Genomic DNA, 21,646 nt, shown 5'->3' with positions numbered 1-21,646 from the left:
GTATTGTTATTGTTTAAAAAGATGTTTTACTCGGTACTACAAAACTCTTGTATATGACCACTCTTTAGCTTTATTGATGTAAAAAGATAAGGAATGTTTATAAATTTAGTTTTACACTTATGGCATTTGTATAATTTTGCTTTAGGTATTAATTTTAAGAAGAATGTTCTAACTAATCTTCTGCTTAGACCTGATGAGCATGAAGGACATTTACACATTTTATTTGAATTAGTTTGGTTTGGTTAATTATTGAATATCTGTAAATATACATAAATATATGACTGATAGAGAATTTTTTATTAATAAAATAAGATTTGTAAAAAAAAAGGTGTTTTAATTGTGAAATTAAGAATAGCAAATTTTTATAAAATTAAATATTTTAGAGTAAATAATGATGTCTAAATTTATTTTTGATATTTGTGAGGATTTTCTCTAATTCCTTGTTTAAAAACTTTACGAACACTAGAACGTAGAGAATTGTCAAATTTTAACAATAAATCTTTAAGTCCTCCAGATTTGCGTCCTCTAAAAGTGGTCACATGAAAACGATCTTCTTCTAATAAAGGTGTTTCAGAAAAATAGTAATTAGAAACACAACATCTAATTTTATCAGTAGTTACCTTATTTACAGAATGCCAAGAATTTTGGTGAGTAGCCATTACAGCCAGTCTATTAAATTTACTAATAATTGTCTTTGGATCATTTTTTAAACCTTTGTTCCACAGTTCTAAATTACCACCGTTTTCTAAAGTCCAGTCTGGAGCAACATAATAAAGCAGATTTAAAATACGCCATAAATTTCTGTCTTTGTCATGTGAGTTATCTAAATGTGTGCTTAAATAATTATCCTTACTCATTAATGAGAGGCCACCAGCATAAAGGTTTTTGTCTGGTAGTGCTTGGTTAATATCACATATTTCTGATACCAATTTAACTACATTGTCTTCTTGAAATGCATAAATAACCTCTTCTAAAAGAGCATGATATTTATTCATTTGATAAGCAATATATTTATATTCTCTAAAATCTTTTCTTAATTCAGCTTCAGATAATTTCGGAAAATTCTCGTAAATTTTAAGACAAAGTTCTTCAGGTAATAAATTATCAATATAAAAATAACCAATCTCATTTTTACTCTCAGAAAATTGTTTTTTTAAATCTTCTTTTTGAGATAATAACTTTTCAGCTATTAATAATGATATTTCATGCCTTGTTTTAACCATTTATAATTTGTCTAGAAAAATATTTAATGAATGCTAAGATAAAAAATAAAGGGAATAAAAGGAAAGATGTAAGAGCTGTTTTGATTTTAATTTCTTCTTTGTAACAACTCCAATTGCCAATTTTAGAAACCCCTTCTGAGTTGCATTTAGCAATTAAAATATTTTTTATGATGCATTTTCTATTCTTTTTGTAAAGTAATATATTAAACCAATAATCTGAAAATACAGGATATTTAAGACTATAGTTGGTTTGTGCAAATAAATCTCTTTTGTAAAACGTACCTTGGTGATGTAAGCCATTTCTAATCCACATAAACAAATTCCAAGAAGGTTTTTTTATTTTTTTAATTTTACTGTAGATAAAAGGCACTGTTTCTCCTTGATAAATAATGCTTCCAGAAATTAGTGAGATATCGTTTGCATAAGATTTTGAAAAGACATCTTCTAAAACTGTTTTGTTTTCTAAAACATCTCCACTTCCTATAAAATACAACCAATTTCCTTTAGATTTTAAAATGCCTTTATTCATGGCATCATAAATACCTTTGTCTTTTTCTGAATTATAGAAAAAAGGGGTAGAGAGTGTTTCTAAATATTTTTGCGTTTCAATTTTAGAAGCTCCATCAATTATCCAAACTTCAAAATCTTTTAGAGTTTGGTTTTGAATGCTCTGTATTGTTTTTTTTAATCCATCAAGATTATTTAAAACAGGAATTATTATGGATATTTTAGGGTTGATAAGTTTTTATTTAAAGTAGTTGTCTAATTTTTTTGATTCAGTTTCCCAGCACAAAATTTCTTTTGTTGTTTTTTGATTTTCTCTTATACTTTTTAAAAGCATTTCATCTTCTAAAGTTTTATTAATTTTCTCTGCAATTTTTTCTGGAGAATAATCATCAACCATAACACCAACTTTGTAATTGTTGATAATTCTTGAAATTTCTGGCATATTACCTGCAATTATTGGTATTTCTGCATGAATATAATCGAATAATTTATTAGGTAAAGAATAAGTGAAACTTAAACCCAAGGGTTCTTCTAAAACCATACCTAAAGTAGCTAGTTTAGTGTAATTAATCAATTGATGTCTGTCAATTCTTCCTAAAAAATGAACTCTTGTTTCCATTTTTTCTTTCGCTACAAAATCTCTTAATTCTTGTTCTACCTTGCCATAACCAATAATAATTAAATCTAAATTTTCTATAAATTTTAAAGCTTTAACCATAGGTTTAATTCCTCTTCCAGGGTTTAAAATACCTTGATATAATATGGTTCTTTTTTCTGTTGGAAATGATACCTTTTCAGATAAAAAATGATCGTTTTTTAAGGGTACATTTCTAATAACCCCCATTTTATTATTATATTTTTCATCGTAAAATTCAGCGATAGATTGACTAACAGTGTATGCTTTTTTTATTTTAGGGAGAAAATAGTCTTCTAGTTTTCGCCAAAAATTTTGTACAAACTTTCTACCTTGTAATTCAGGACCTTCAGAAAAAAGTTCATGGCTGTCATACACCAAATCTGTGTTTTTTAGTTTACTAGCAAAAAAACAAGCAGGTAATGTGTCTAAATCATTAGAAATGATGTGATTGAAGTTTTTAGTCAACAAAAATAAAAACAATCGAATGTTATATTCAGCGTAAAAAAGAAAATTATTATTAAAAAAATGCTTTTTCCTAACAATTTTATAAGCTCTTTTAACAGGAATTGTGTTTGGCAAAACTCTACCATAAACAAGTACTTCAAAACCTTTATTTACAAGGTAATTACAGATTTTATGCACTCTGTAATCTGTTGAGACATCATTTGTTACAGCTACAAAAATTTTATTTTTTTTTTTCAATGGCTTAAATTTATTACGAATTAAGCTGTTGTTTTTTGCATCACTTCAAACAATTCTCCACCTTCACATTTTAAAGTTTTTTGTTTAAATTTTACAATTAACTGATAATCATGTGTTGCCATTAAAATTGTTTTGCCACTTTTATGAATCTTATTTAAAAGTTCCATCACTTCTAATGATGTTTTTGGATCTAAATTTCCTGTAGGTTCATCTGCTAAAATTAATTCAGGGTCGTTTAACAAAGCTCTTGCAATGGCAACCCTCTGTTGTTCTCCTCCAGAAAGTTCAAATGTTTTTTTATAGTATTTGGTTTTCATACCCACTTTATCTAAAACTTCGTCAATTTTTTCTTTAATTTTCTTTTTATCTTTCCAACCTGTTGCTTTTAGTACAAATTCTAAATTACCAAAAACAGTTCTGTCATTTAATAATTTAAAATCTTGAAAAACAATGCCTATTTTTCTTCTTAAAAAAGGAATTTCTTTTTCTTTAATCTTTTTTAAATCAAAATCTACAATAGTTCCAATACCTCTTTGTAACTTTAAATCGCCATATAAAGTTTTCATTAAGCTACTTTTTCCACTTCCTGTTTTACCAATTAAATAGTAAAAATTACCCTTTTGAATGGTTAAATTAACTTTAGATAACACCAAATTATCTCTTTGATAGATATCCGCATTTTCTAAATGTAAAACTGGTTTTTCCATAAAATAATTTGTTTCTACAAACTTAAAAGTTTCTAACGATTATTTACTATGAATTATAAACTATTCTTACATTTGATGTAAAATGTTTGTAGATTTCTTTTGAATCATCAAACAAAAAATAAAAAAGTTCGTTATTCATTTAAGATGTCAAATATAAATATATGAGGTTTGTTTTTTTTAAAAAACGGTTTTTAATTGGTTTTGTTTTTTTAATTTCAGTAACTTGTTACAGTCAGCAAACCATAGCAGAAGTTAGTGTGGCTTCATTATACAATAAGGCCGTAAAACTATATAATAGCAAGGCGTATGCTGCAGCACAAGAGGTGTTACATTCTATAGATGTTAAAACTTTTTTAAATACTAATTTGCATACAAACATTGCCTATTACAATGCAATGTGTGGGGTAAAATTAAACCAATTAAATGCAGATGAAAAAGTGTTGGCTTTTATTGAAGAAAACCCTGCTAGCACCAAAAAAAGTTCAGCAATTTTTAATGTAGCCAATTATTATTATGCAAATAGGCAAGTGGCAGAATCTCTTAAATGGTATCAGAAAATTGATGTTTCTCAATTGTCAAACCAAGATAAAAAGGAATTGCAATTTAAAATGGGTTATGCCTATGTAGTAAGTAAAAAATTAACTGCTGCAAAAAAACTATTTCTGCTATTACTAAATGACCCTAAATATGGTAATGATGCAAAATATTATTATGGTTATATCGCTTATAAATTAGAAGATTTTGAAACTGCGGAAGCTACTTTGTTAAAAATTTCTAACAATTCTAAATATCGAGCAAAAACAGCCTATTATTTATTAGATATTAATTTTCAAGCACGTAAGTTTCAATATTGTATTGTTGAAGGAAAAAAACTCATAAAAAAATTAAATAGACGAGAGCGAACAGAAAAATCTGAGATTTCTAAAATCATAGGAGAGAGCTATTTTAACTTAAAAAAATACGAAGAAGCAATTGCTTATTTAAAAAATTATAGAGGTAAAAAAGGAAAATGGAACAACGTTGATTATTATCAATTAGGTTTTGCTTATTATACTCAAAACGACTTTGAAAAAGCTATTAGTAATTTTAATAAAATTATTGGAGAAAAAAATGCTGTTGCACAGAATGCTTATTATCATCTAGGGGAATGTTATCTTAAATTAGATAAAAAATTAGAAGCTTTAAATGCTTTTAAAACAGCTTCTCAAATGAGTTTTAGTAAAAAAATTAAAGAGGATGCAGCTTTAAATTATGCAAAATTAAGTTACGAAGCAGGGAACCCTTTTAAAAGTGTAGCAGAGGTTTTACAAGATTATTTAAAAGAGTATCCTAATTCTACCTCTTTTGAACAGATTAACGATTTGGTGGTCTCATCTTACCTTCATCAACAAGATTATGATGGAGCTCTAGCTTTTTTAAGTCAGCGTAGCAATAGCAAAAATACCGCTCTAATATCTGAAATTTCTTTATATAGAGGTTTGCAATTGTTTAATGATGAAAAAATTGCAGCCTCTTTACCTTACTTTGTAGAAGCAAAAAGAGCTCAAGAAACCTCAATTAAAGATAAAGCAAGATATTGGGAGGCAGAATCTTTGTATCGATTAGGGAAATATCAACAAGCTTTCGATAAATTTATAAGATTAAAAAGAGAAGTAACTACTAATAGTAATGAGTTTGCTTTGATTGATTATAATATTGGTTATGCAAGTTTTAAATTGAAAGATTATAAAAACGCTGCTTTTGCTTTTAGAAATTTTTTAAATAATAATAATGCCATAGAAAAAAACTTAAAAGAAGATGCTTTAATTCGTTTAGGAGATGGTTATTATGCACAAAGAAATTTTAGAAATGCTATAAAATCATATTCAGAAGTTTTACAGAACAAAGGTGCTGAGGCAGATTATGCCCAATACCAAATAGGCATGAGTTATGGTTTTGTTGATGATAATGCAACTAAAATTAACGCACTTACAAATGTTGTAAATAACTACAGCACTTCTACTTTAAAAGATGATGCTTTGTTTCAGTTAGCAAATACCTATACATTAATAAAAGAAAACGGAAAAGCACACGAAGCTTATAATCGATTAATTGATAAGCATTCTAATAGTGTGTTTTTGCCAAAAGCTTTAGTTAGGCAAGGTTTGTTGTATTATAATGGTAATAATGGCAGTAAAGCTTTAGAAAAGTTTAAAAAAGTAGCAAGTCAGTTTCCTAATTCTCCAGATGCTTTAGAGGCAGTTGCCAATGCAAGAAATGTTTATATTGATGATGGTAATTTAGATGGTTATGTAAGTTGGGTAAAAACTTTAAAGTTTGTAAATGTTACAAATTCTGATCTTGATGATGCCGCTTTTGCTGTTGCAGAAAATAAATATTTTGAATCTAAAGAGGAAGAAGATATTAAAAATTCACTCAAAAAATATTTACAATCTTATGCTAAAGGAGTACATCGTTTAAAGGCAAATTACTATTTAGCAGATGTTTTATTTAATGCCAGAGAATTTGATAAATCAATTCCCTACTATCAAGTTGTTATAGCTCAAGAGCAAAATGAATTTAGTGAAGACTCTTTAAGTAAACTATCACAAATATATCTTGAAAAAGAGGTGTTTAATAAAGCGTTGCCTCTTTTAACTAGGCTTGAAAAAGAAGCTTACAATACAGAAAACATTTTGTACGCTCAAAGTAATTTGATGAAAGGTTATTACCAAACAAATATGCTGAGTTTAGCAAAAGAATACGCTCATAAAATACTATCAAAAGATAAATTAGATGATAAGTTAGTTTATGATGCAAAAATAATAATTGCACGTACTTCATTTAAAAACAAAGATTTTTTAAGTGCAGAAAGATATTATAAAGAAGTAGAAAATAATGCTTCTGGCGAGTTAAAAGCAGAGGCACTTTATTTTAATGCCTATTTTAAGAATCAGAAAAAAGAGTATGCATCTTCTAACATAGTAATACAGAATTTAATTGCGAATTACTCTTCTTATAAATATTGGGCCGTGAAAAGTTATGTTGTGATGGGGAAAAATTACTACGGTTTAAATGATGTATATCAAGCTACTTTTGTTTTAGAAAGCGTCATCAAAAATTTTCAACAATTTAAAGATATTGTTACAGAAGCTCAATTAGAATTAAAAAAGATTAAAGAAAACGAGGCTAAAACAAATACTTCTGTATCTCCTCTAGAAAAATAAATAACAAGTAAACAGTACTTTTAAAAAGAATACAATTAATGAAAAAAGCTTTCACATTATTTTTAATATATTTTGTTTTTTTAGGTTTAAATGCTCAAAAAAAAGATTCAATTAAAGAAAACGTAAAAACAGAAGTTGTAAATATTGTAACAACATACAACCCAGAAATTTCTGATGCTAACAAGATTAAAAAGAATCCTGAAATAGAACTGCTTAGAAAAAATCAAAAGAAAAAATTAAGGTATTCAATTTTTTCTGCACCTGTTGCTTCTACATTTGTTCCTAAAACAGGTGTTGTGAAAAGTATAAATTTAATTTCTAACGAGCGAATTTATGACAACTATGTTGCAGCTGGTTTTGGTAATTATGTAACTCCTTATTTTGAGACGTATTTGCATCATACAACTCATTATAAAAACGAGATAGGTTTCAATGCAAAATACCTTGCATCAGAAGAAAATATTAGAAATTCTGTTTTAAATAGTAATTTTTCTAATTTAAATGCAGGGGCTTTTTACAAACAAAATGAGCGAGACTATGATTGGAAAGTTCGTTTAAATGCTGCAAGAAATTTATATAATTGGTATGGTTTACCAGGTATTACTTTTACAGAGCCAATAACAAATGCTATAAATGAAGAACAGATTTATAGTAATCTTCAGTTAATTGGAGCTTATAATATTAAAGATGCTACAATTGAATCTGGTGAGTTAAAAGCGTCTTATTTTACAGATAGTTTTAAAAGCACTGAAGTTTTATTAAATTTAAATACAAATTTAAATTTCCCCTTATATGCTATCAGTTCAAATTTAAATGACCTTGATTTAAAAACAAGTATAGAATTTTTAAAAGGAGATTTTGAAAATGATTATTCAGCTCTAAATGCTATTCAATATGCTATAACTACAATAGGTTTAAATCCACAGTATAAAATTCAAAACAATAATTTTATTTTAAAATTGGGCTTTAAATTGTTAGCATCTATAGATTCTGAAAATGATGAAAACAATACATTTATTTTGCCAGATTTATTTATCCAAACATCTATAGTAGAAAATTATCTAAATATTTATGCTGGTTTTACTGGAGATTTACGCACAAATACGTATCAAAATTTTGCAGCAGAAAACCCGTTTATTTCTCCTACACAATTGATTCAACAAACGTTAGAAAAGTCTAATTTATTTGTTGGTTTTAACGGTAAAGTGAGTAGTAAGGTCAGTTTTAACTTCAAAGGAATTATGAAATCTGAAGATGATAGGCCTTTATTTTTAAGAAATGCCTCAAAATCTAACGGAACAAATAATACATTAGGAGGAAATCTTTTAAATGGATATGAATATGGAAATTCTTTTAGTGTGGTTTATGATGATGTTGAAACAACCAGTATTCTAGCTGAGTTAGCTTATGATTATTCTAAAAGTTTATCATTTAGAGTTCAAGGAATTTACAATGAGTTTACTTTAGAAAACGAATCAGAAAGTTGGAATTTACCAACTACAGAAGTTACTTTTTCTGCAAAATATTCTGATGATAAATGGTTTGCAGGGACAAATATTTTTCATGTTAGTGAAAGAAAAGATGCTTTATATAGTGGGCAATTTCCAACAGCAATTAGTGGCTCTGAAACCATAGATGCTTTTGTGGATGTGAATTTAAATGGAGGATATCATTTTAATGATAAATTTTCAACATTCATAAAACTAAACAATGTTTTAAATACAGAATATCAACGTTTTGCAAATTTTGATACCCAAGGATTTCAAATTTTAGCAGGTTTAAGTTATCAGTTTAATTTTTAAAAAAAAATTACCATTTCAAATTTACTAGAAATGGTAATTTAAATTATCTATGAGATCCATCACAAAAAGGTCCATTCTTAGTTGCTTTACATGCACATAAGTTTTTGGTTTCTGTTTTTTCTGCGGTAAAAACATTCGGACTCATCCCTGTTCCTCTGTGTTTTCCATCACATAATGGTTGGTTTTCAGACAAGCCACAAGTGCACCAAGCATAGTTTTTTCCTGCTTCTAATTCTACTGGGATAGATTTATCTCCAGCTCTTTTTGGTAATTCCATCTTTTTTATTTTTTAAGACCCTAATATAACTAATTTTATGAATACCTTCTATTATCAAACTTAAAATTGATTTATTTTTAATTTACATTTGTATAGAATTTAAAATATTTAAAAATGAAAGTATACATATCACTGTTTTTTTCAATACTACTTTTTACATCTTGTTTAAAAGATGATGAAAATTCATTTGTGCAAGAAACAGAAGAAGATATTCTAAAATATATAGCAGACAACAATTTAACTGCTTCAAAAACCGATTCAGGTTTGTATTATGTTATTAATAGTCAAGGTACAGGAGACCCAGTAAGTAGTACTTCTGTAGTAAATATAAATTATAAAGGTTATCTCTTAAATGGAAGTACTTTTGGCGAAACTTCAGATGCTGGAACTACTTTTGCAATGAATAGTAATTTAATATTAGGTTTAAGGGAAGGGCTTCAACTTTTTAATGAAGGAGGAGAGGGTAAGTTACTAATCCCTTCATCATTAGGATATGCACAATTTGGAAATGCTTCAGGTACAATTCCTGGTGGTGCTGTACTAATTTTTGATGTAAAATTGAATGCAGCCTACCCAAGTTTTGAAGCAGAAAATGAAGCTGCCATTTTAAAATATATTGAAGATAATAATTTAACAGCTACAAAAACAGCTTCTGGTTTGTATTATGTTGTTAATAATGAAGGAACAGGAAGTCAACCAACAGCAACATCTAATGTAACTGTTGATTATAAAGGATATTTTTTAAACGGAACTGTTTTTGATGAAAGTACTAGCTCAGCTTCATTTAATTTGAGTAGAGTAATACCTGGTTGGACAGAAGGTTTACAGTTTTTTAAAAAAGGTGGAGATGGTGTTTTGTTAATTCCTTATACTTTGGGTTATGGAACTTCAGGTACAGGTACAATTCCTGGATATTCTGTTTTAGTTTTTGATGTAAAACTAATTAGTGTAAATTAAATTATTTTAAACTCAAGAACAAAAAAGCGAAACTGATAAAGTTTCGCTTTTTTGTTTTTAAGAGATGATTGGTTTTATAAAATCATCTATTTTATCAATTCCGTTTTTACCCAAATACTTTATAAATGCTGATCCAATAATGGTTCCATTTGCATATTTACAAGCAGTATTAAAAGTTTGTTTATCAGAAATACCAAAACCAATAATTAGTTTACTTTTTAAATTCATTGCTTTTATTCTTTCAAAATAAGCAACTTGGTTGTTAGATATATCTCCTTTTGCACCAGTAATTGAGGCAGAAGCAACCACATAAATAAATGCTTTAGAATAAGAATCTATCTTTCTAATTCTTTCTTCGGATGTATGAGGAGTGATTAAAAATACATTTGTTAAACCATATTTATCAAACAATTTTTTATAATGATTTTCAAATTCTACCATTGGTAAATCTGGTAGAATTAAAGTGTCAATACCACATTCTACAACCTTTTGGCAGAATTTTTCCTCACCATATTTTAGCATTTGGTTTAAATAGCCCATTAAAACCAAAGGTGTTTTGTTGGTTTGTTTAATTGTCATTAATTGATCGAAAATAATGTCTAAGTTAATACCATTTTCTAATGCTTTCTGGCTACTATCTTGTATTGTTGGTCCATCTGCCAAAGGATCTGAATAGGGTAATCCCACCTCAATAAAATCGACATTACTTTTTTCTAATGCTGATATTACTTTTGAAGTATCCTCTAATTTTGGATATCCACAAGTAAAATAAATTGATAAAAGATTCTTATCTTTTTTTTGAAATAATTGCTGAATTGAATTCATTCTATATGTTTTAAGACCTCACAGGTTTTTAAAACCTGTGAGGTCTGTGTAATTTAATCTTCTAAATGTTGTATAAATGTTTCTAAGTCTTTATCTCCTCTACCAGATAAATTGATTACAACCACTTGGTCTTTTTTAAACTTAATTTTAGGCAAAACAGCCAAAGCATGTGCAGTTTCTAAAGCAGGAATAATTCCTTCTATTTTAGTTAATTCATAGGCAGCAGCTAATGCTTCTTTATCTGTTGCATTCATAAATTTTGCTCTTTTACTTTCATATAAAAAAGCGTGTAAAGGCCCAACACCAGGGTAATCTAAACCAGCAGAAATAGAATAAGGTTCAACAATTTGTCCATATTCATCTTGCATTAAAATGGTTTTAGAACCATGAATAATTCCTACTTCACCTAATTGAGAAGTAGCAGCACTTTCTCCAGAATTTACTCCTAAACCAGCGGCTTCTACAGCAATTAATTCTACATTGTCATCATCTAAATAATGATAAAATGCACCTGCAGCGTTACTTCCTCCACCAACACAAGCAATAATTGTATCTGGGTTTTCTTTGCCTGTTTTTTCTTTTAATTGCCATTTCATTTCTTCAGAAATAATGGCTTGTAAGCGTGCTACCATATCTGGATGTGGAGCTGGTCCTACAACAGAACCAATTAAATAAAAAGTTTCTGGATGCTGAATCCAGTATCTTATAGCTTCATTAGTTGCATCTTTTAATGTTTTAGAACCAGAAGTTGCAGCAACCACTTTTGCTCCTAACATTTTCATTCTGGCAACATTAGGTGCTTGTCTCACAATATCTTTTTCGCCCATAAAAACAGTACAATCTAAACCCATTAAAGCACAAACTGTTGCTGTTGCAACTCCATGTTGTCCTGCGCCAGTTTCTGCAAGAATTTTTGTTTTACCCAGTTTTTTAGCTATTAAAATCTGACCAATAGTATTGTTTACTTTATGTGCACCAGTATGATTTAAATCTTCTCGTTTTAAATATATTGTAGCACCATATTTTTCTGATAATCTTTTTGCTAAATACAAAGGTGTTGGACGACCAACATAGTCTTTTAAAAGCGATTTGTATTCAGTTTGAAACTCTTCAGATTCTATGATTTGAATATAATTATCCGCTAGTTCTTTTACATTAGGATGCAATAATTCAGGTATAAATGCCCCCCCAAATTGTCCAAAATATCCATTTTCGTCTGGTTGAAATTTTGATTTCATATTGTTTTTGTTGTGTAATTGTTCAATTGTTTAATCGTGTAATTGTTGGTTTGCGTATTTTACACAATTCAACAGTTACACAATTACACAAAAATTTCTTTTTTAAATTTTTCTAACTCGTCTATTTTCTTAACTCCTGGTTTGCTTTCAAATTTACTATTTACATCTAACGCATAAATTGGTAAATTAGAGTTTAACACTATTTTTAATTGTTCTAAATCATCCAGTCCAATTCCTCCACTTAAAAAGAATGGTTTTTTGTAAGGATATTTTTCTAAAACGGTCCAATCAAATTTTGTTCCATTTCCGCCTCTTTCTTTTCCTTTGGTATCAAATAAAAAGTAATCTACAACATCTACATAGGGTTTTAAAACATCAAAATTAAAGGTGTCTTTAATTCCAAAAACCTTTATAATTTCAACTTCGTTTTTAGAGATATAATGTTTATTTTTTTGCTTTTTAATCTGCTTGTTTTCTTTAATAAATAAAGCTCTATTTTCTAATAATTGCTTTTTTAACGCTATAATATATTCAACAGATTCATCTCCATGTAATTGTATGGCTTCTAATCTGTACTCTTCAACTAAAGAAACAACAATTTCTATAAGTTCATTTACAAAAACCCCCGTTTTTTTGATGGATTTAGGTAATTCTGGAATAATTCCTTCAAAATTTCTTTTCGATTTTTCATAGAAAATAAACCCTAAATAATCTGGACTTAAAGCTGCAACTTGCTGCATATTTTCTGTGAATTTCATTCCACAAACCTTTAATTTCATGATAAGTTTTGTTTAATCGTGTAATTGTTTATGCGTTTAACTGTTTTTCCAGAACTTTAAAAAAAACAGTCTTTTAAACAATTTAACAGTTACACTTTTTTAACGTATTTGACTTATAAATTCTTGACAAGCTTCTCCAGGATTGTCCGTTTTCATAAAATTTTCTCCTATTAAAAATCCTTGAAAACCAAATTCTTTTAACCCTGTAATAATTTTAGGGTCAGAAATACCGCTTTCTGAAACTTTTAAACAAGTATCAGGTATTTGACCTGCTAATTTTATAGAATGCTCTAAATCAACTTCAAAAGTTTTTAAATTACGGTTATTAATTCCGATAATTTTATTGTCTAAATCGTTTATTTTATCCAATTCTTCTTGCGTATGTACTTCATACAAAACTTCCATACCTAAATCAGTAGCCAAATTCCCGTAGTTTTTTAATTCTTTGGATGTAAGGCAAGAAGCAATTAATAAAATAGCATCTGCACCAATGGCTTTTGCTTCTACAATTTGAAATCCATCCACAACAAAATCTTTTCTTAAAATTGGTTTTTGTTGATTGATTACTCTTGCTTCCATTAAATCTGCCATAGTTCCTCCAAAAAAAGAAGTATCTGTTAAAATAGATTGAGCAGACACATTTGCTTCTAAATATCCATTAGTAACTTCTGCAATAGTAGCTTTGTCATTAATGATTCCTTTTGATGGAGATTGACGTTTAAATTCGGCAATAATTCCTGTAGAACCTACTTCTAATAAAGATTTTTTTAATGAAAAGGTTTCTCTGCCAAAACTCGGACTTTTTACTAAATTCTGTACAGGAACTTCTGCTTTTATCTTTGCAATTTCCTTCTTTTTAAATGCGATTATTTTATCTAAAATTGTCATATAAATAATTATGAATTCTAAATTAAGAATTACGAATTTGTGTTTCTAACTGTTTTTTGAATACTTCCGATAATTTTTAAAATTTCTTCAATATCTGTTAATAGTGATGTTGATTCTTTTTCAGATAAGAAATCAGTATCCTTTAATAAGCGAATCCAATAATGAGATTCTCTGGCTTCTTTATAAGCGATTGTTAATTTTGCAAAAAAGTCTTTTCTACTTTGACCTCCAATTGCTTCTTCAATATTTGCTCCAATTGATGTTCCTGAACGCAACAATTGTTTACTTAAAACAAACTCTTTCTTTTCTTGTGATAAATGTTTGTATAATTTTACTACACGAACTGCGAAATTATAACTTTTGATTTGAATTATATTATCCTTTTTCATGAGTAGTAATTCATAATTACTAATTCGTAATTAAAGAATGTAAACATTCTTTTGCTTTCAACCCAAAAAGAGAATCTTTAGCTTCACTAAATGCGTTTTCAAAAGACTTGTTTTCATCAACAATAGTTAGAGCAAAAGCAGCATTTGTTAATACTACATTATTTTGTGCTTCTGTTCCTTTTCCTTCTATAATAGATTTGAATATTTTTGCAGCATCTGCAACAGAAGTGCCTCCAAAAATTTCTGATTGTTGAATTCTTTTCTGTCCTAAATCTTCTGGATTTATAATTTGTTCTCCTTTTTTAGTGAAAAATTTAAATCCGCTTGTTAAAGAAATTTCATCATAACCATCTAAGGCATGTATAATTCCGTAATTAATATTTTCTTCTTGTAAAATGTAATTATACAAACGTGCAATTTCTAAATTAAAAGTACCTAATAAATGATTTTTTGGCGAACTTGGGTTTACCAAAGGGCCTAACATGTTAAAAAATGTTTTTAAAGCCAAAGCTTTTCTGGTGGGGCCAACAGCTTTCATTGCAGGATGAAATTTTGGAGCATGTAAAAAACAAATATTTGCTTTTTCTATGTGTTCTTTTAAAATAGTTTCATCATTGGTAAAATAATACCCAAAACTTTCTAACATGTCTGATGAACCAGATTGAGAAGAAACGGAATAATTACCATGTTTAGCTACTTTTTGTCCGGTTCCTGCAACGATAAAAGAGGTCAATGTAGAAATATTAAACGTATCTTTTCCATCTCCACCAGTTCCTACAATATCAATGGTATTATAATCTGATAAATCTACTTTTATAGATAATTCTTTTAAAGCAACTCTAAAACCAGCAAGTTCATCTGCAGTAATAGGACGCATCATAAAAACAGTCATAAAAGAAGCCAAATGTGCATCATTGTATTTTTCTGCGGCAATATCTTTTAAGATTTGTGTGGCTTCTGTTTTAGATAATCTTTCGTGATTGTATAGTTTGTTTAAAATTGCTTTCATCTAAATTAAGTTCTAAAAGGTTGAAGGTAATAAAGTTGAAAAGTTATTCTCACTCAAAACTTTATATACTTTAAACTTGATTACTTTTTAACACTATTTATAAAATTCCTTACCAACTGTTCTCCAACATCAGTCAAAATCGATTCTGGATGAAATTGAACTGCTGAAATTGGAAATACTTTATGCTGAATTGCCTGAATTAATCCATCTTCGTCTCTTGCTGTTACTTGTATTTCTTCTGGGAAATTTTCATCTGTTGCAGCCCAAGAATGATAACGAGCAGCTAAAAATGTTTCAGGAACGTCCTTAAAAATTATGGCTAAAGGGTCTGTGACCCTCATTTCTGTAGCAACTCCATGAAAAACATCGTCTAAATTGATAATGGTTCCACCAAAAACTTCTGTAATTGCTTGTAAGCCCAAACAAACTCCGAAAATTGGTTTTATACCTGCGTAGGTTTTAATTACGTCTTTTAAAATACCTGCTTCATCTGGTATTCCTGGACCTGGAGATAACATAATGATATCGTAGTTTCCTACATCTGCAATACTGATTTCATCGTTTCTAAAAACTGTAGGAAATTTTCCTGTAATTTTTTCTACCAAATGCACCAAATTGTAGGTAAAAGAATCGTAATTGTCTAAAATTAATATTTTCATTATATAAAGCTTTTGGCTTTTAGCTTTTGGCAATTAGCAAATAGCTAACCACTAACAGCAAAAAGCTATTTTTAAATATTCTCTGCTAAAATCAACGCTTTTTTTAACGCTGCTAATTTATTATTTACTTCTTGTAATTCCTTTTTTTCATCGGAATGAATTACGATTCCTGCACCTGCTTGTGAATACAAAACGTTGTTTTTACTTACAAAAGAGCGAATGGCAATTGCCAAATTTACAGAGCCATCAAAACCAATAATACCTACTGCACCACCATAAAAACCACGTGTTTGATTTTCATATTTGTCGATCAATTGCATTGCTTTGTATTTTGGTGCACCACTTAAAGTTCCGGCAGGAAAAGTATCACCCACAATTTCTATTGGGTTTCCTTTAATAGTTCCTCTAACTGTAGAAACCAAATGAATTACATGACTAAAATATTGTACTTCTTTAAAAACATCTACAGTAACATTATCTGCATGGATACTTAAATCGTTACGAGCCAAATCTACCAACATTACATGTTCTGCTGTTTCTTTTTTATCTGCGGATAACTTTTTACCTAATTTAATGTCTTCTGCCATATCACCAGTTCTTCTAAACGTACCAGCAATTGGGTTAATGGTTGCTTTTCCTTCGGATATTTTAATTTGTGCTTCTGGTGAAGAGCCCATTAATTTAAACGAACCATAATCAAAATAAAACAAATAAGGTGATGGGTTGATAGAACGTAATGCTCTGTATACATTAAACTCGTCTCCTTTAAATTTTTGTTGAAATTGGCGTGATAAAACCAACTGAAAAACATCGCCTCTTTTACAGTGTGATTTTGCTTTTTTTACATAGTCTATAAATTCATCTCCTTTTACGTTTGATGTTTCTTCGCCAACAATTTCGAACTTTTGCGTGTTAAAAGTTTGAGCATCAATAATTGTCTGAATTTCTTTAATGCGAGATGCTGATCCTTCTTCAATATTTTCTATCAACGTCATTTCATCATTAAAATGATTGATGGCAATGATAAAACGGTAAAAACTATATTGCATTTCTGGTATTGCAGAAGGTGCTTTTGGGTTTGAAAATTTGATGTTTTCGAAATATTGAACAGAATCAAAAGTAGTGTAACCATACAAACCATTAAAAGATTTTAACTCAGTAGGACAATCAAAATCTATAGAATTTGTAAATTGATCAAATAAATTATAGAAGTTTTTATTGATGGGGTGAGTCTCTATTTCTGCCCCTTTGTGAAAAATAGAAAACTGAGAATCATCAACTTTCATAGTAACTATTGGGTCAATTGCAATAAAAGAGAAACTTTCTTCCTTGCTATGATAATCTGAGCTTTCTAACAATAAAGTGTTCGCAAATTTATCTCTAAAACGTAAATACAAACCTACAGGTGTAATAGTGTCTGCTAATTTTGTTTTATGTATTGTTTTAAATTGTAATTTTTTCATAATTCTATTCTATGATTGCGAAGCAGAATTTTTCATTTGCTCTGGCAATCTATTTGTTGATAAAAACATTACTTCTTCATAACTTCCTCTTAATGAAGCTTAGTAAAAAGCGAAAAGGCTTATCGTGAGATAAGCCTTTTATTATGTTATATACATAAAGGTGTTTTCTCACTTATTAACTAAGAGAGTTCCACCACCATGTATTTTTTGTATTGTTTTTCATTTGTACTACAAAAGTAAGATAGATTTTTATATTAGGCAACCTTTAAAATGAATTATTTAGTTAACTTTTTTACTTTTTAAAATCTTATTTATATTAAAAATCACCAAAAAGTTTCTATAGCTTTTTAAACGATAGAAACATTTAATATAACTAATATCAAGTTATTAGTTTTTTTCCAAATAAATAATTGCTACATTTGTGTTTAACAAACTTAATATATTTAATAAAAAAACCTAGAAATTATGAAAAATTTTAGAATTATGAAGACTTTAGTATTACTAGTTGCAATACTAGCTTTTAGCAGTTGTGAAGAAAATGGACCAATACAACAGGTAGTAAAGACTGATACATCTACTTCTATTACAGTGACAGATTTAGATGGAAAATCATCTTACTCAATTACAGATACAGCAGATATATCTGAATTAGTAGATGGTGTTGATGTTTTTGTAGCAGCTGAGATAGAATCTGTAGGATTAAAACTAGAGAATTACAGTGGAGGAACAATAGAAGGTAATATAACTGTAAAAGTTGGAGGAATTACTTTATTTACTTCAGAGACTGTGAGTTTAAGTTCTGTAGAATCAGTTGTAACAGTACCTGCAGCAGCAAGAAACATACTTACGCTTATTCAGAGTTCATCAGCATCAGGACAATTTGGTATTACTTTAGAAGGAAATACTACCAATGGTCCTATTACAGATGATAATGATAGCTTTACACTTGTAGTTACACCTACAATTACAGGAACTGTAGAATTGTAAAAACGAATTTTAATTAACTAACCAAATTTAATTACTATGAAAAAAAGCATATCAATTATATTTTTTACGTTTTGCAGTTTTCTTTCATTTTCTCAAATAGATTTAGAATCTGTTTTAGAGGGTGGTACTGAAGATGCTCAGTTATTGATGAAAGGATATTTAAAGCCATTTGCAGCTGGTTTTGGGAATGGAATTAACGGTGGTTGGTACACAACAGCCAAAGCACACAAGCTTTTGGGAATAGATGTTGCTGTAATTGCAAATGCAGCTTTTGTACCTAAAACCGATGAAACATTTACGTTTACAAACTCAGATTACGCAAATATTAAATTAGATGCCAATCCAAATGATCCAACAGCTTCTGCTCAATTACCAAGTCTTTTTGGTTCTCAGAGTTTAGATGATAGACCTTTGTTAGAATTTTCTTCTACTGATGGTAAAATATCTACTTCTGCTTTACCAGGTTCTGGTTTAAAAGAGGCAATAGGTTATAATGTGGTGCCTTCTGCGATGGTGCAATTAGGTGTAGGTCTTTTTAAAAATACAGATGTAAAAGTTAGATTTGTACCACAACAATCTGAGCCAGAATTTGAGTTTTCTACTTTTGGAATTGGTGTAATGCACGATTTAAAGCAATGGGTACCTTTTATTAATAAATTACCTTTTGATGTGTCTGCTTTTGCAGGTTGGAATAACATAAAATCTAAAGCGTTTTTAGATGCTAACAATAACCCAACACAAGCAGTAGAATTTAATACTAAGACCACTATGTTTCAAATATTAGCTTCTAAGAAATTAGCTATTTTTACATTATTTGGTGGCGTGGGTACTACTTCTTATGAAACTGACGTAAATATGTTAGGTAATTATGAAACAGATTCACAAACATTTACAGACCCAGTAAGTTTAAATTATTCTGGAAGCTCTGTAAGAGCAAACCTAGGTTTGTCTATAAAACTGTTATTTCTTAATATAAGTGCAGATTATGCAATACAAGAGTACAATACACTTTCAGTAAGAGCTGGTTTTACTATTAGATAAAAACTTATTTTATAAACAATAAAAAGGTGTAAGAATTAATTTCTTACACCTTTTTTTAATAGTAAGGGGTTGTGTTTTTAATTTAGATTAAACATCTATATTGGCATATTTTGCATTACGTTCTATAAAATCTCTACGAGGTGGCACTTCATCACCCATTAGCATAGAAAAAACTCTATCTGCTTCTGTTGGGCTGTCAATTACTACTTTTCTTAGGGTTCTAAATTCAGGGTTCATTGTAGTGTCCCAAAGTTGTTCTGCGTTCATCTCTCCAAGACCTTTATATCTTTGGATAGATACACTTCCTCCTAATTTTTGAGCAATTAAATCACGTTGATTGTCGTCCCAAGCATATTCTTTTTTCTGACCTTTTTTTACTAAGTATAAAGGAGGAGTTGCAATATAAATATATCCTTGCTCCACCATTTCTCTCATGTATCTAAAAAAGAACGTTAATATTAAAGTAGCAATATGAGATCCATCAACATCAGCATCACACATAATTACTACTTTATGGTAACGTATTTTAGATAAGTTTAGAGCTCTTGGATCTTCTTCAGTACCAATAGAAACACCTAGTGCAGTAAACATGTTTTTGATTTCTTCATTTTCAAAAACTTTATGTTGCATTGCTTTTTCAACATTTAAAATCTTTCCACGAAGTGGTAAAATTGCTTGAAAATTTCTGTCTCTACCTTGTTTTGCTGTTCCACCTGCAGAATCTCCCTCAACTAAGAAAATTTCACACTGAGCAGGATCTGTTTCAGAGCAATCAGATAATTTACCAGGCAAGCCACCAATAGACATCACTGTTTTACGCTGCACCATTTCTCTGGCTTTACTTGCTGCGTGTCTTGCTGTAGCTGCTAATATTACTTTTTGTACAATGGTTTTTGCGTCATTTGGGTTTTCCTCTAAATAATCTGTCAGCATTTCTGAAACTGCTTGACTTACTGCTGCAGAAACCTCCCTGTTTCCTAACTTTGTTTTTGTTTGCCCTTCAAATTGTGGTTCTGCAACTTTTACAGAAACAATAGCAGTTAAACCTTCACGAAAATCATCCCCAGAAATTTCAAACTTTACATTCTTAAGCAATCCAGAACTGTCTGCATACTTTTTTAATGTTCCGGTTAAACCACGTCTAAATCCAGATAAATGTGTCCCACCTTCATGTGTGTTGATATTGTTTACATACGAATGTAAATTTTCTGCATAAGAAGTGTTGTAAACCATAGCAACTTCAACAGGAATGCCATTTTTTTCTCCTTCCATTGCAATAACGCTAGAGGTTAATTGCTCACGGGTAGAATCTAAATATTTAATAAATTCAGGCAAACCTTCATCAGAATGAAAAACTTCAGAAATAAAGTTTCCTTCATCATCTTTATTACGTCTATCTGTTAAAGTAATTGTAATTCCTTTATTTAAGTAAGATAACTCACGCATTCTTGTTGCTAAAGTATCGTAATTGTATTCTGTACTTTGCTTAAAAATTGTTTTATCTGGTGTAAAAGTAACAATGGTACCAGTAAAATCAGTTTCGCCAATTGTTTTTACAGGGTATAAAGCCTTTCCTTGAGAATATTCTTGTCTCCAAATTTTTCCTTCTTTGTGAACAGTTGCCACTAAAAGGTCAGAAAGTGCATTTACACAACTTACACCAACACCATGCAAACCACCAGAAACTTTGTAAGAATCTTTATCAAACTTACCTCCAGCACCAATTTTTGTCATTACTACTTGTAATGCAGAAACGCCTTCTTTTTTGTGTATTCCAACAGGAATTCCACGACCATTATCTTTTGTAGTAATCGAGTTGTCTTCATTAATTGTAACATCAATGGTATCACAATAACCTCCCATTGCTTCATCAATAGAGTTATCTACAACCTCATAAACTAAATGGTGTAAACCACGTATGCCAACATCACCAATATACATGGAAGGTCTCATTCTTACATGCTCCATTCCTTCTAATGCCTGAATACTGGAGGCATCGTAATTACCTTTGTTTTCTTCGCTCATTATATCTTTTTATTTTGTTTTTTTATTTTAATAACACTAAATACATCTTTTCAAATATAGCCATAAAATTAAGTTTTAAAAGAGCTTTGTTGATAAAAACTTAAAATGTTAATAAAGCTAAAAACGGCTTAAATCGATTAAAAAGGTGTTTATTTTTGAAATTTATTTTTTTTATGAAGTTTGTTTTTTTGGAAACTTGCAAAAGTTCTTAATTACGTTATTTTGATGTTTATTTTTTTTGATACGTATTATAAAAAGTCAATATAACATCTGTTTAGTAAATAAAAGTATTATTTTTAAAATATGATGTTTGTCACTTTTTGAG

20 protein-coding genes are annotated in these 21,646 nt (G+C 29.2%); 5 read left to right on the top strand and 15 right to left on the bottom strand.

Annotation, left to right across the window (positions count from 1 at the left end; translation table 11 throughout):
* Nucleotides 1–26 precede the first annotated feature (26 nt).
* From Q0731_RS13190 to Q0731_RS03015, 5 genes are all read right to left on the bottom strand, one after another.
* Nucleotides 27–218 carry a hypothetical protein gene (locus Q0731_RS13190; protein ID WP_366915395.1) on the bottom strand — a complete coding sequence of 64 codons (192 nt, stop codon included), beginning with the start codon at nucleotides 216–218 and terminating at the stop codon, nucleotides 27–29.
* 186 nt (nucleotides 219–404) lie between these two features.
* Nucleotides 405–1,223, bottom strand: coding sequence for a 2OG-Fe(II) oxygenase (locus Q0731_RS03030; RefSeq protein ID WP_299059684.1), 819 nt, complete (start codon nucleotides 1,221–1,223; stop codon nucleotides 405–407).
* Entirely contained in the window at nucleotides 1,216–1,938 is a 723-nt protein-coding gene (locus Q0731_RS03025; RefSeq protein ID WP_299060355.1) for a glycosyltransferase, read from the bottom strand. The genes Q0731_RS03030 and Q0731_RS03025 overlap by 8 nt, the downstream gene beginning before the upstream one ends.
* 30 nt (nucleotides 1,939–1,968) lie before the next feature.
* Nucleotides 1,969–3,069 carry a glycosyltransferase gene (locus Q0731_RS03020; RefSeq protein ID WP_299059681.1) on the bottom strand — a complete coding sequence of 367 codons (1,101 nt, stop codon included), beginning with the start codon at nucleotides 3,067–3,069 and terminating at the stop codon, nucleotides 1,969–1,971.
* A gap of 20 nt (nucleotides 3,070–3,089) precedes the next feature.
* Nucleotides 3,090–3,776, bottom strand: a complete 687-nt coding sequence (locus tag Q0731_RS03015) for an ATP-binding cassette domain-containing protein (protein ID WP_299059677.1) — start codon at nucleotides 3,774–3,776, stop codon at nucleotides 3,090–3,092.
* Nucleotides 3,777–3,937: 161 nt separating this feature from the next.
* On the opposite strand from Q0731_RS03015, the gene Q0731_RS03010 reads away from it, so the two are divergent.
* Nucleotides 3,938–6,982, top strand: a complete 3,045-nt coding sequence (locus Q0731_RS03010) for a tetratricopeptide repeat protein (protein WP_299059675.1) — start codon at nucleotides 3,938–3,940, stop codon at nucleotides 6,980–6,982.
* Nucleotides 6,983–7,020: 38 nt separating this feature from the next.
* The gene (locus tag Q0731_RS03005; protein ID WP_299059672.1) at nucleotides 7,021–8,784 is read left to right on the top strand and encodes a hypothetical protein; all 1,764 of its coding nucleotides are present in this window, start codon (nucleotides 7,021–7,023) and stop codon (nucleotides 8,782–8,784) included.
* A gap of 43 nt (nucleotides 8,785–8,827) precedes the next feature.
* On the opposite strand, the gene Q0731_RS03000 is transcribed toward Q0731_RS03005, so the two are convergent.
* On the bottom strand, nucleotides 8,828–9,061 hold the full coding sequence (locus tag Q0731_RS03000; RefSeq protein WP_299059669.1) for a CDGSH iron-sulfur domain-containing protein: 234 nt from the start codon (nucleotides 9,059–9,061) through the stop codon (nucleotides 8,828–8,830).
* Between the two features lie 114 nt (nucleotides 9,062–9,175).
* Here Q0731_RS03000 and Q0731_RS13185 point away from each other — a divergent pair, with 114 nt between their 5' ends.
* Entirely contained in the window at nucleotides 9,176–10,018 is an 843-nt protein-coding gene (locus Q0731_RS13185) for an FKBP-type peptidyl-prolyl cis-trans isomerase (RefSeq protein WP_366915394.1), read from the top strand.
* 57 nt (nucleotides 10,019–10,075) lie between these two features.
* Here Q0731_RS13185 and trpA read toward each other — a convergent pair whose 3' ends face one another.
* From trpA to Q0731_RS02950, 8 genes are all read right to left on the bottom strand, one after another.
* Nucleotides 10,076–10,843 carry a tryptophan synthase subunit alpha gene (trpA, locus tag Q0731_RS02985; protein ID WP_299059666.1) on the bottom strand — a complete coding sequence of 256 codons (768 nt, stop codon included), beginning with the start codon at nucleotides 10,841–10,843 and terminating at the stop codon, nucleotides 10,076–10,078.
* 53 nt (nucleotides 10,844–10,896) lie between these two features.
* On the bottom strand, nucleotides 10,897–12,081 hold the full coding sequence (gene trpB, locus Q0731_RS02980) for a tryptophan synthase subunit beta (RefSeq protein ID WP_299059663.1): 1,185 nt from the start codon (nucleotides 12,079–12,081) through the stop codon (nucleotides 10,897–10,899).
* Nucleotides 12,082–12,164: 83 nt separating this feature from the next.
* Entirely contained in the window at nucleotides 12,165–12,839 is a 675-nt protein-coding gene (locus Q0731_RS02975; protein ID WP_299059660.1) for a phosphoribosylanthranilate isomerase, read from the bottom strand.
* A gap of 120 nt (nucleotides 12,840–12,959) precedes the next feature.
* Nucleotides 12,960–13,748: an indole-3-glycerol phosphate synthase TrpC gene (gene trpC, locus Q0731_RS02970; RefSeq protein WP_299059658.1), complete on the bottom strand. Its 789-nt coding sequence runs from the start codon at nucleotides 13,746–13,748 to the stop codon at nucleotides 12,960–12,962.
* 29 nt (nucleotides 13,749–13,777) lie between these two features.
* The gene (locus tag Q0731_RS02965; protein WP_299059655.1) at nucleotides 13,778–14,137 is read right to left on the bottom strand and encodes a four helix bundle protein; all 360 of its coding nucleotides are present in this window, start codon (nucleotides 14,135–14,137) and stop codon (nucleotides 13,778–13,780) included.
* Between the two features lie 19 nt (nucleotides 14,138–14,156).
* On the bottom strand, nucleotides 14,157–15,146 hold the full coding sequence (trpD, locus tag Q0731_RS02960) for an anthranilate phosphoribosyltransferase (RefSeq protein ID WP_299059652.1): 990 nt from the start codon (nucleotides 15,144–15,146) through the stop codon (nucleotides 14,157–14,159).
* 80 nt (nucleotides 15,147–15,226) lie between these two features.
* Entirely contained in the window at nucleotides 15,227–15,805 is a 579-nt protein-coding gene (locus tag Q0731_RS02955) for an aminodeoxychorismate/anthranilate synthase component II (protein WP_299059649.1), read from the bottom strand.
* 71 nt (nucleotides 15,806–15,876) lie between these two features.
* Nucleotides 15,877–17,268: a chorismate-binding protein gene (locus tag Q0731_RS02950; protein WP_299059646.1), complete on the bottom strand. Its 1,392-nt coding sequence runs from the start codon at nucleotides 17,266–17,268 to the stop codon at nucleotides 15,877–15,879.
* 483 nt (nucleotides 17,269–17,751) lie between these two features.
* Between Q0731_RS02950 and Q0731_RS02945 the strand changes: the two genes are divergently transcribed.
* Together Q0731_RS02945 and Q0731_RS02940 are read left to right on the top strand one after the other, a co-directional pair.
* Complete coding sequence (locus Q0731_RS02945) at nucleotides 17,752–18,255, top strand: hypothetical protein (protein WP_299059643.1); 504 nt, start codon at nucleotides 17,752–17,754, stop codon at nucleotides 18,253–18,255.
* A gap of 36 nt (nucleotides 18,256–18,291) precedes the next feature.
* Nucleotides 18,292–19,296 (top strand): DUF6588 family protein, encoded by a 1,005-nt coding sequence (locus Q0731_RS02940; protein WP_299059640.1) that lies wholly within the window; start codon nucleotides 18,292–18,294, stop codon nucleotides 19,294–19,296.
* 87 nt (nucleotides 19,297–19,383) lie between these two features.
* On the opposite strand, the gene gyrB is transcribed toward Q0731_RS02940, so the two are convergent.
* The gene (gene gyrB / locus Q0731_RS02935) at nucleotides 19,384–21,321 is read right to left on the bottom strand and encodes a DNA topoisomerase (ATP-hydrolyzing) subunit B (RefSeq protein WP_299059637.1); all 1,938 of its coding nucleotides are present in this window, start codon (nucleotides 21,319–21,321) and stop codon (nucleotides 19,384–19,386) included.
* Between the last annotated feature and the right edge of the window lie 325 nt (nucleotides 21,322–21,646).

Source organism: uncultured Polaribacter sp. (assembly GCF_947497695.1).
Taxonomy (GTDB): domain Bacteria; phylum Bacteroidota; class Bacteroidia; order Flavobacteriales; family Flavobacteriaceae; genus Polaribacter.
Note: the sequence above shows the minus strand (reverse complement) of the source record. Positions and strands in the feature narration are given on the sequence as shown.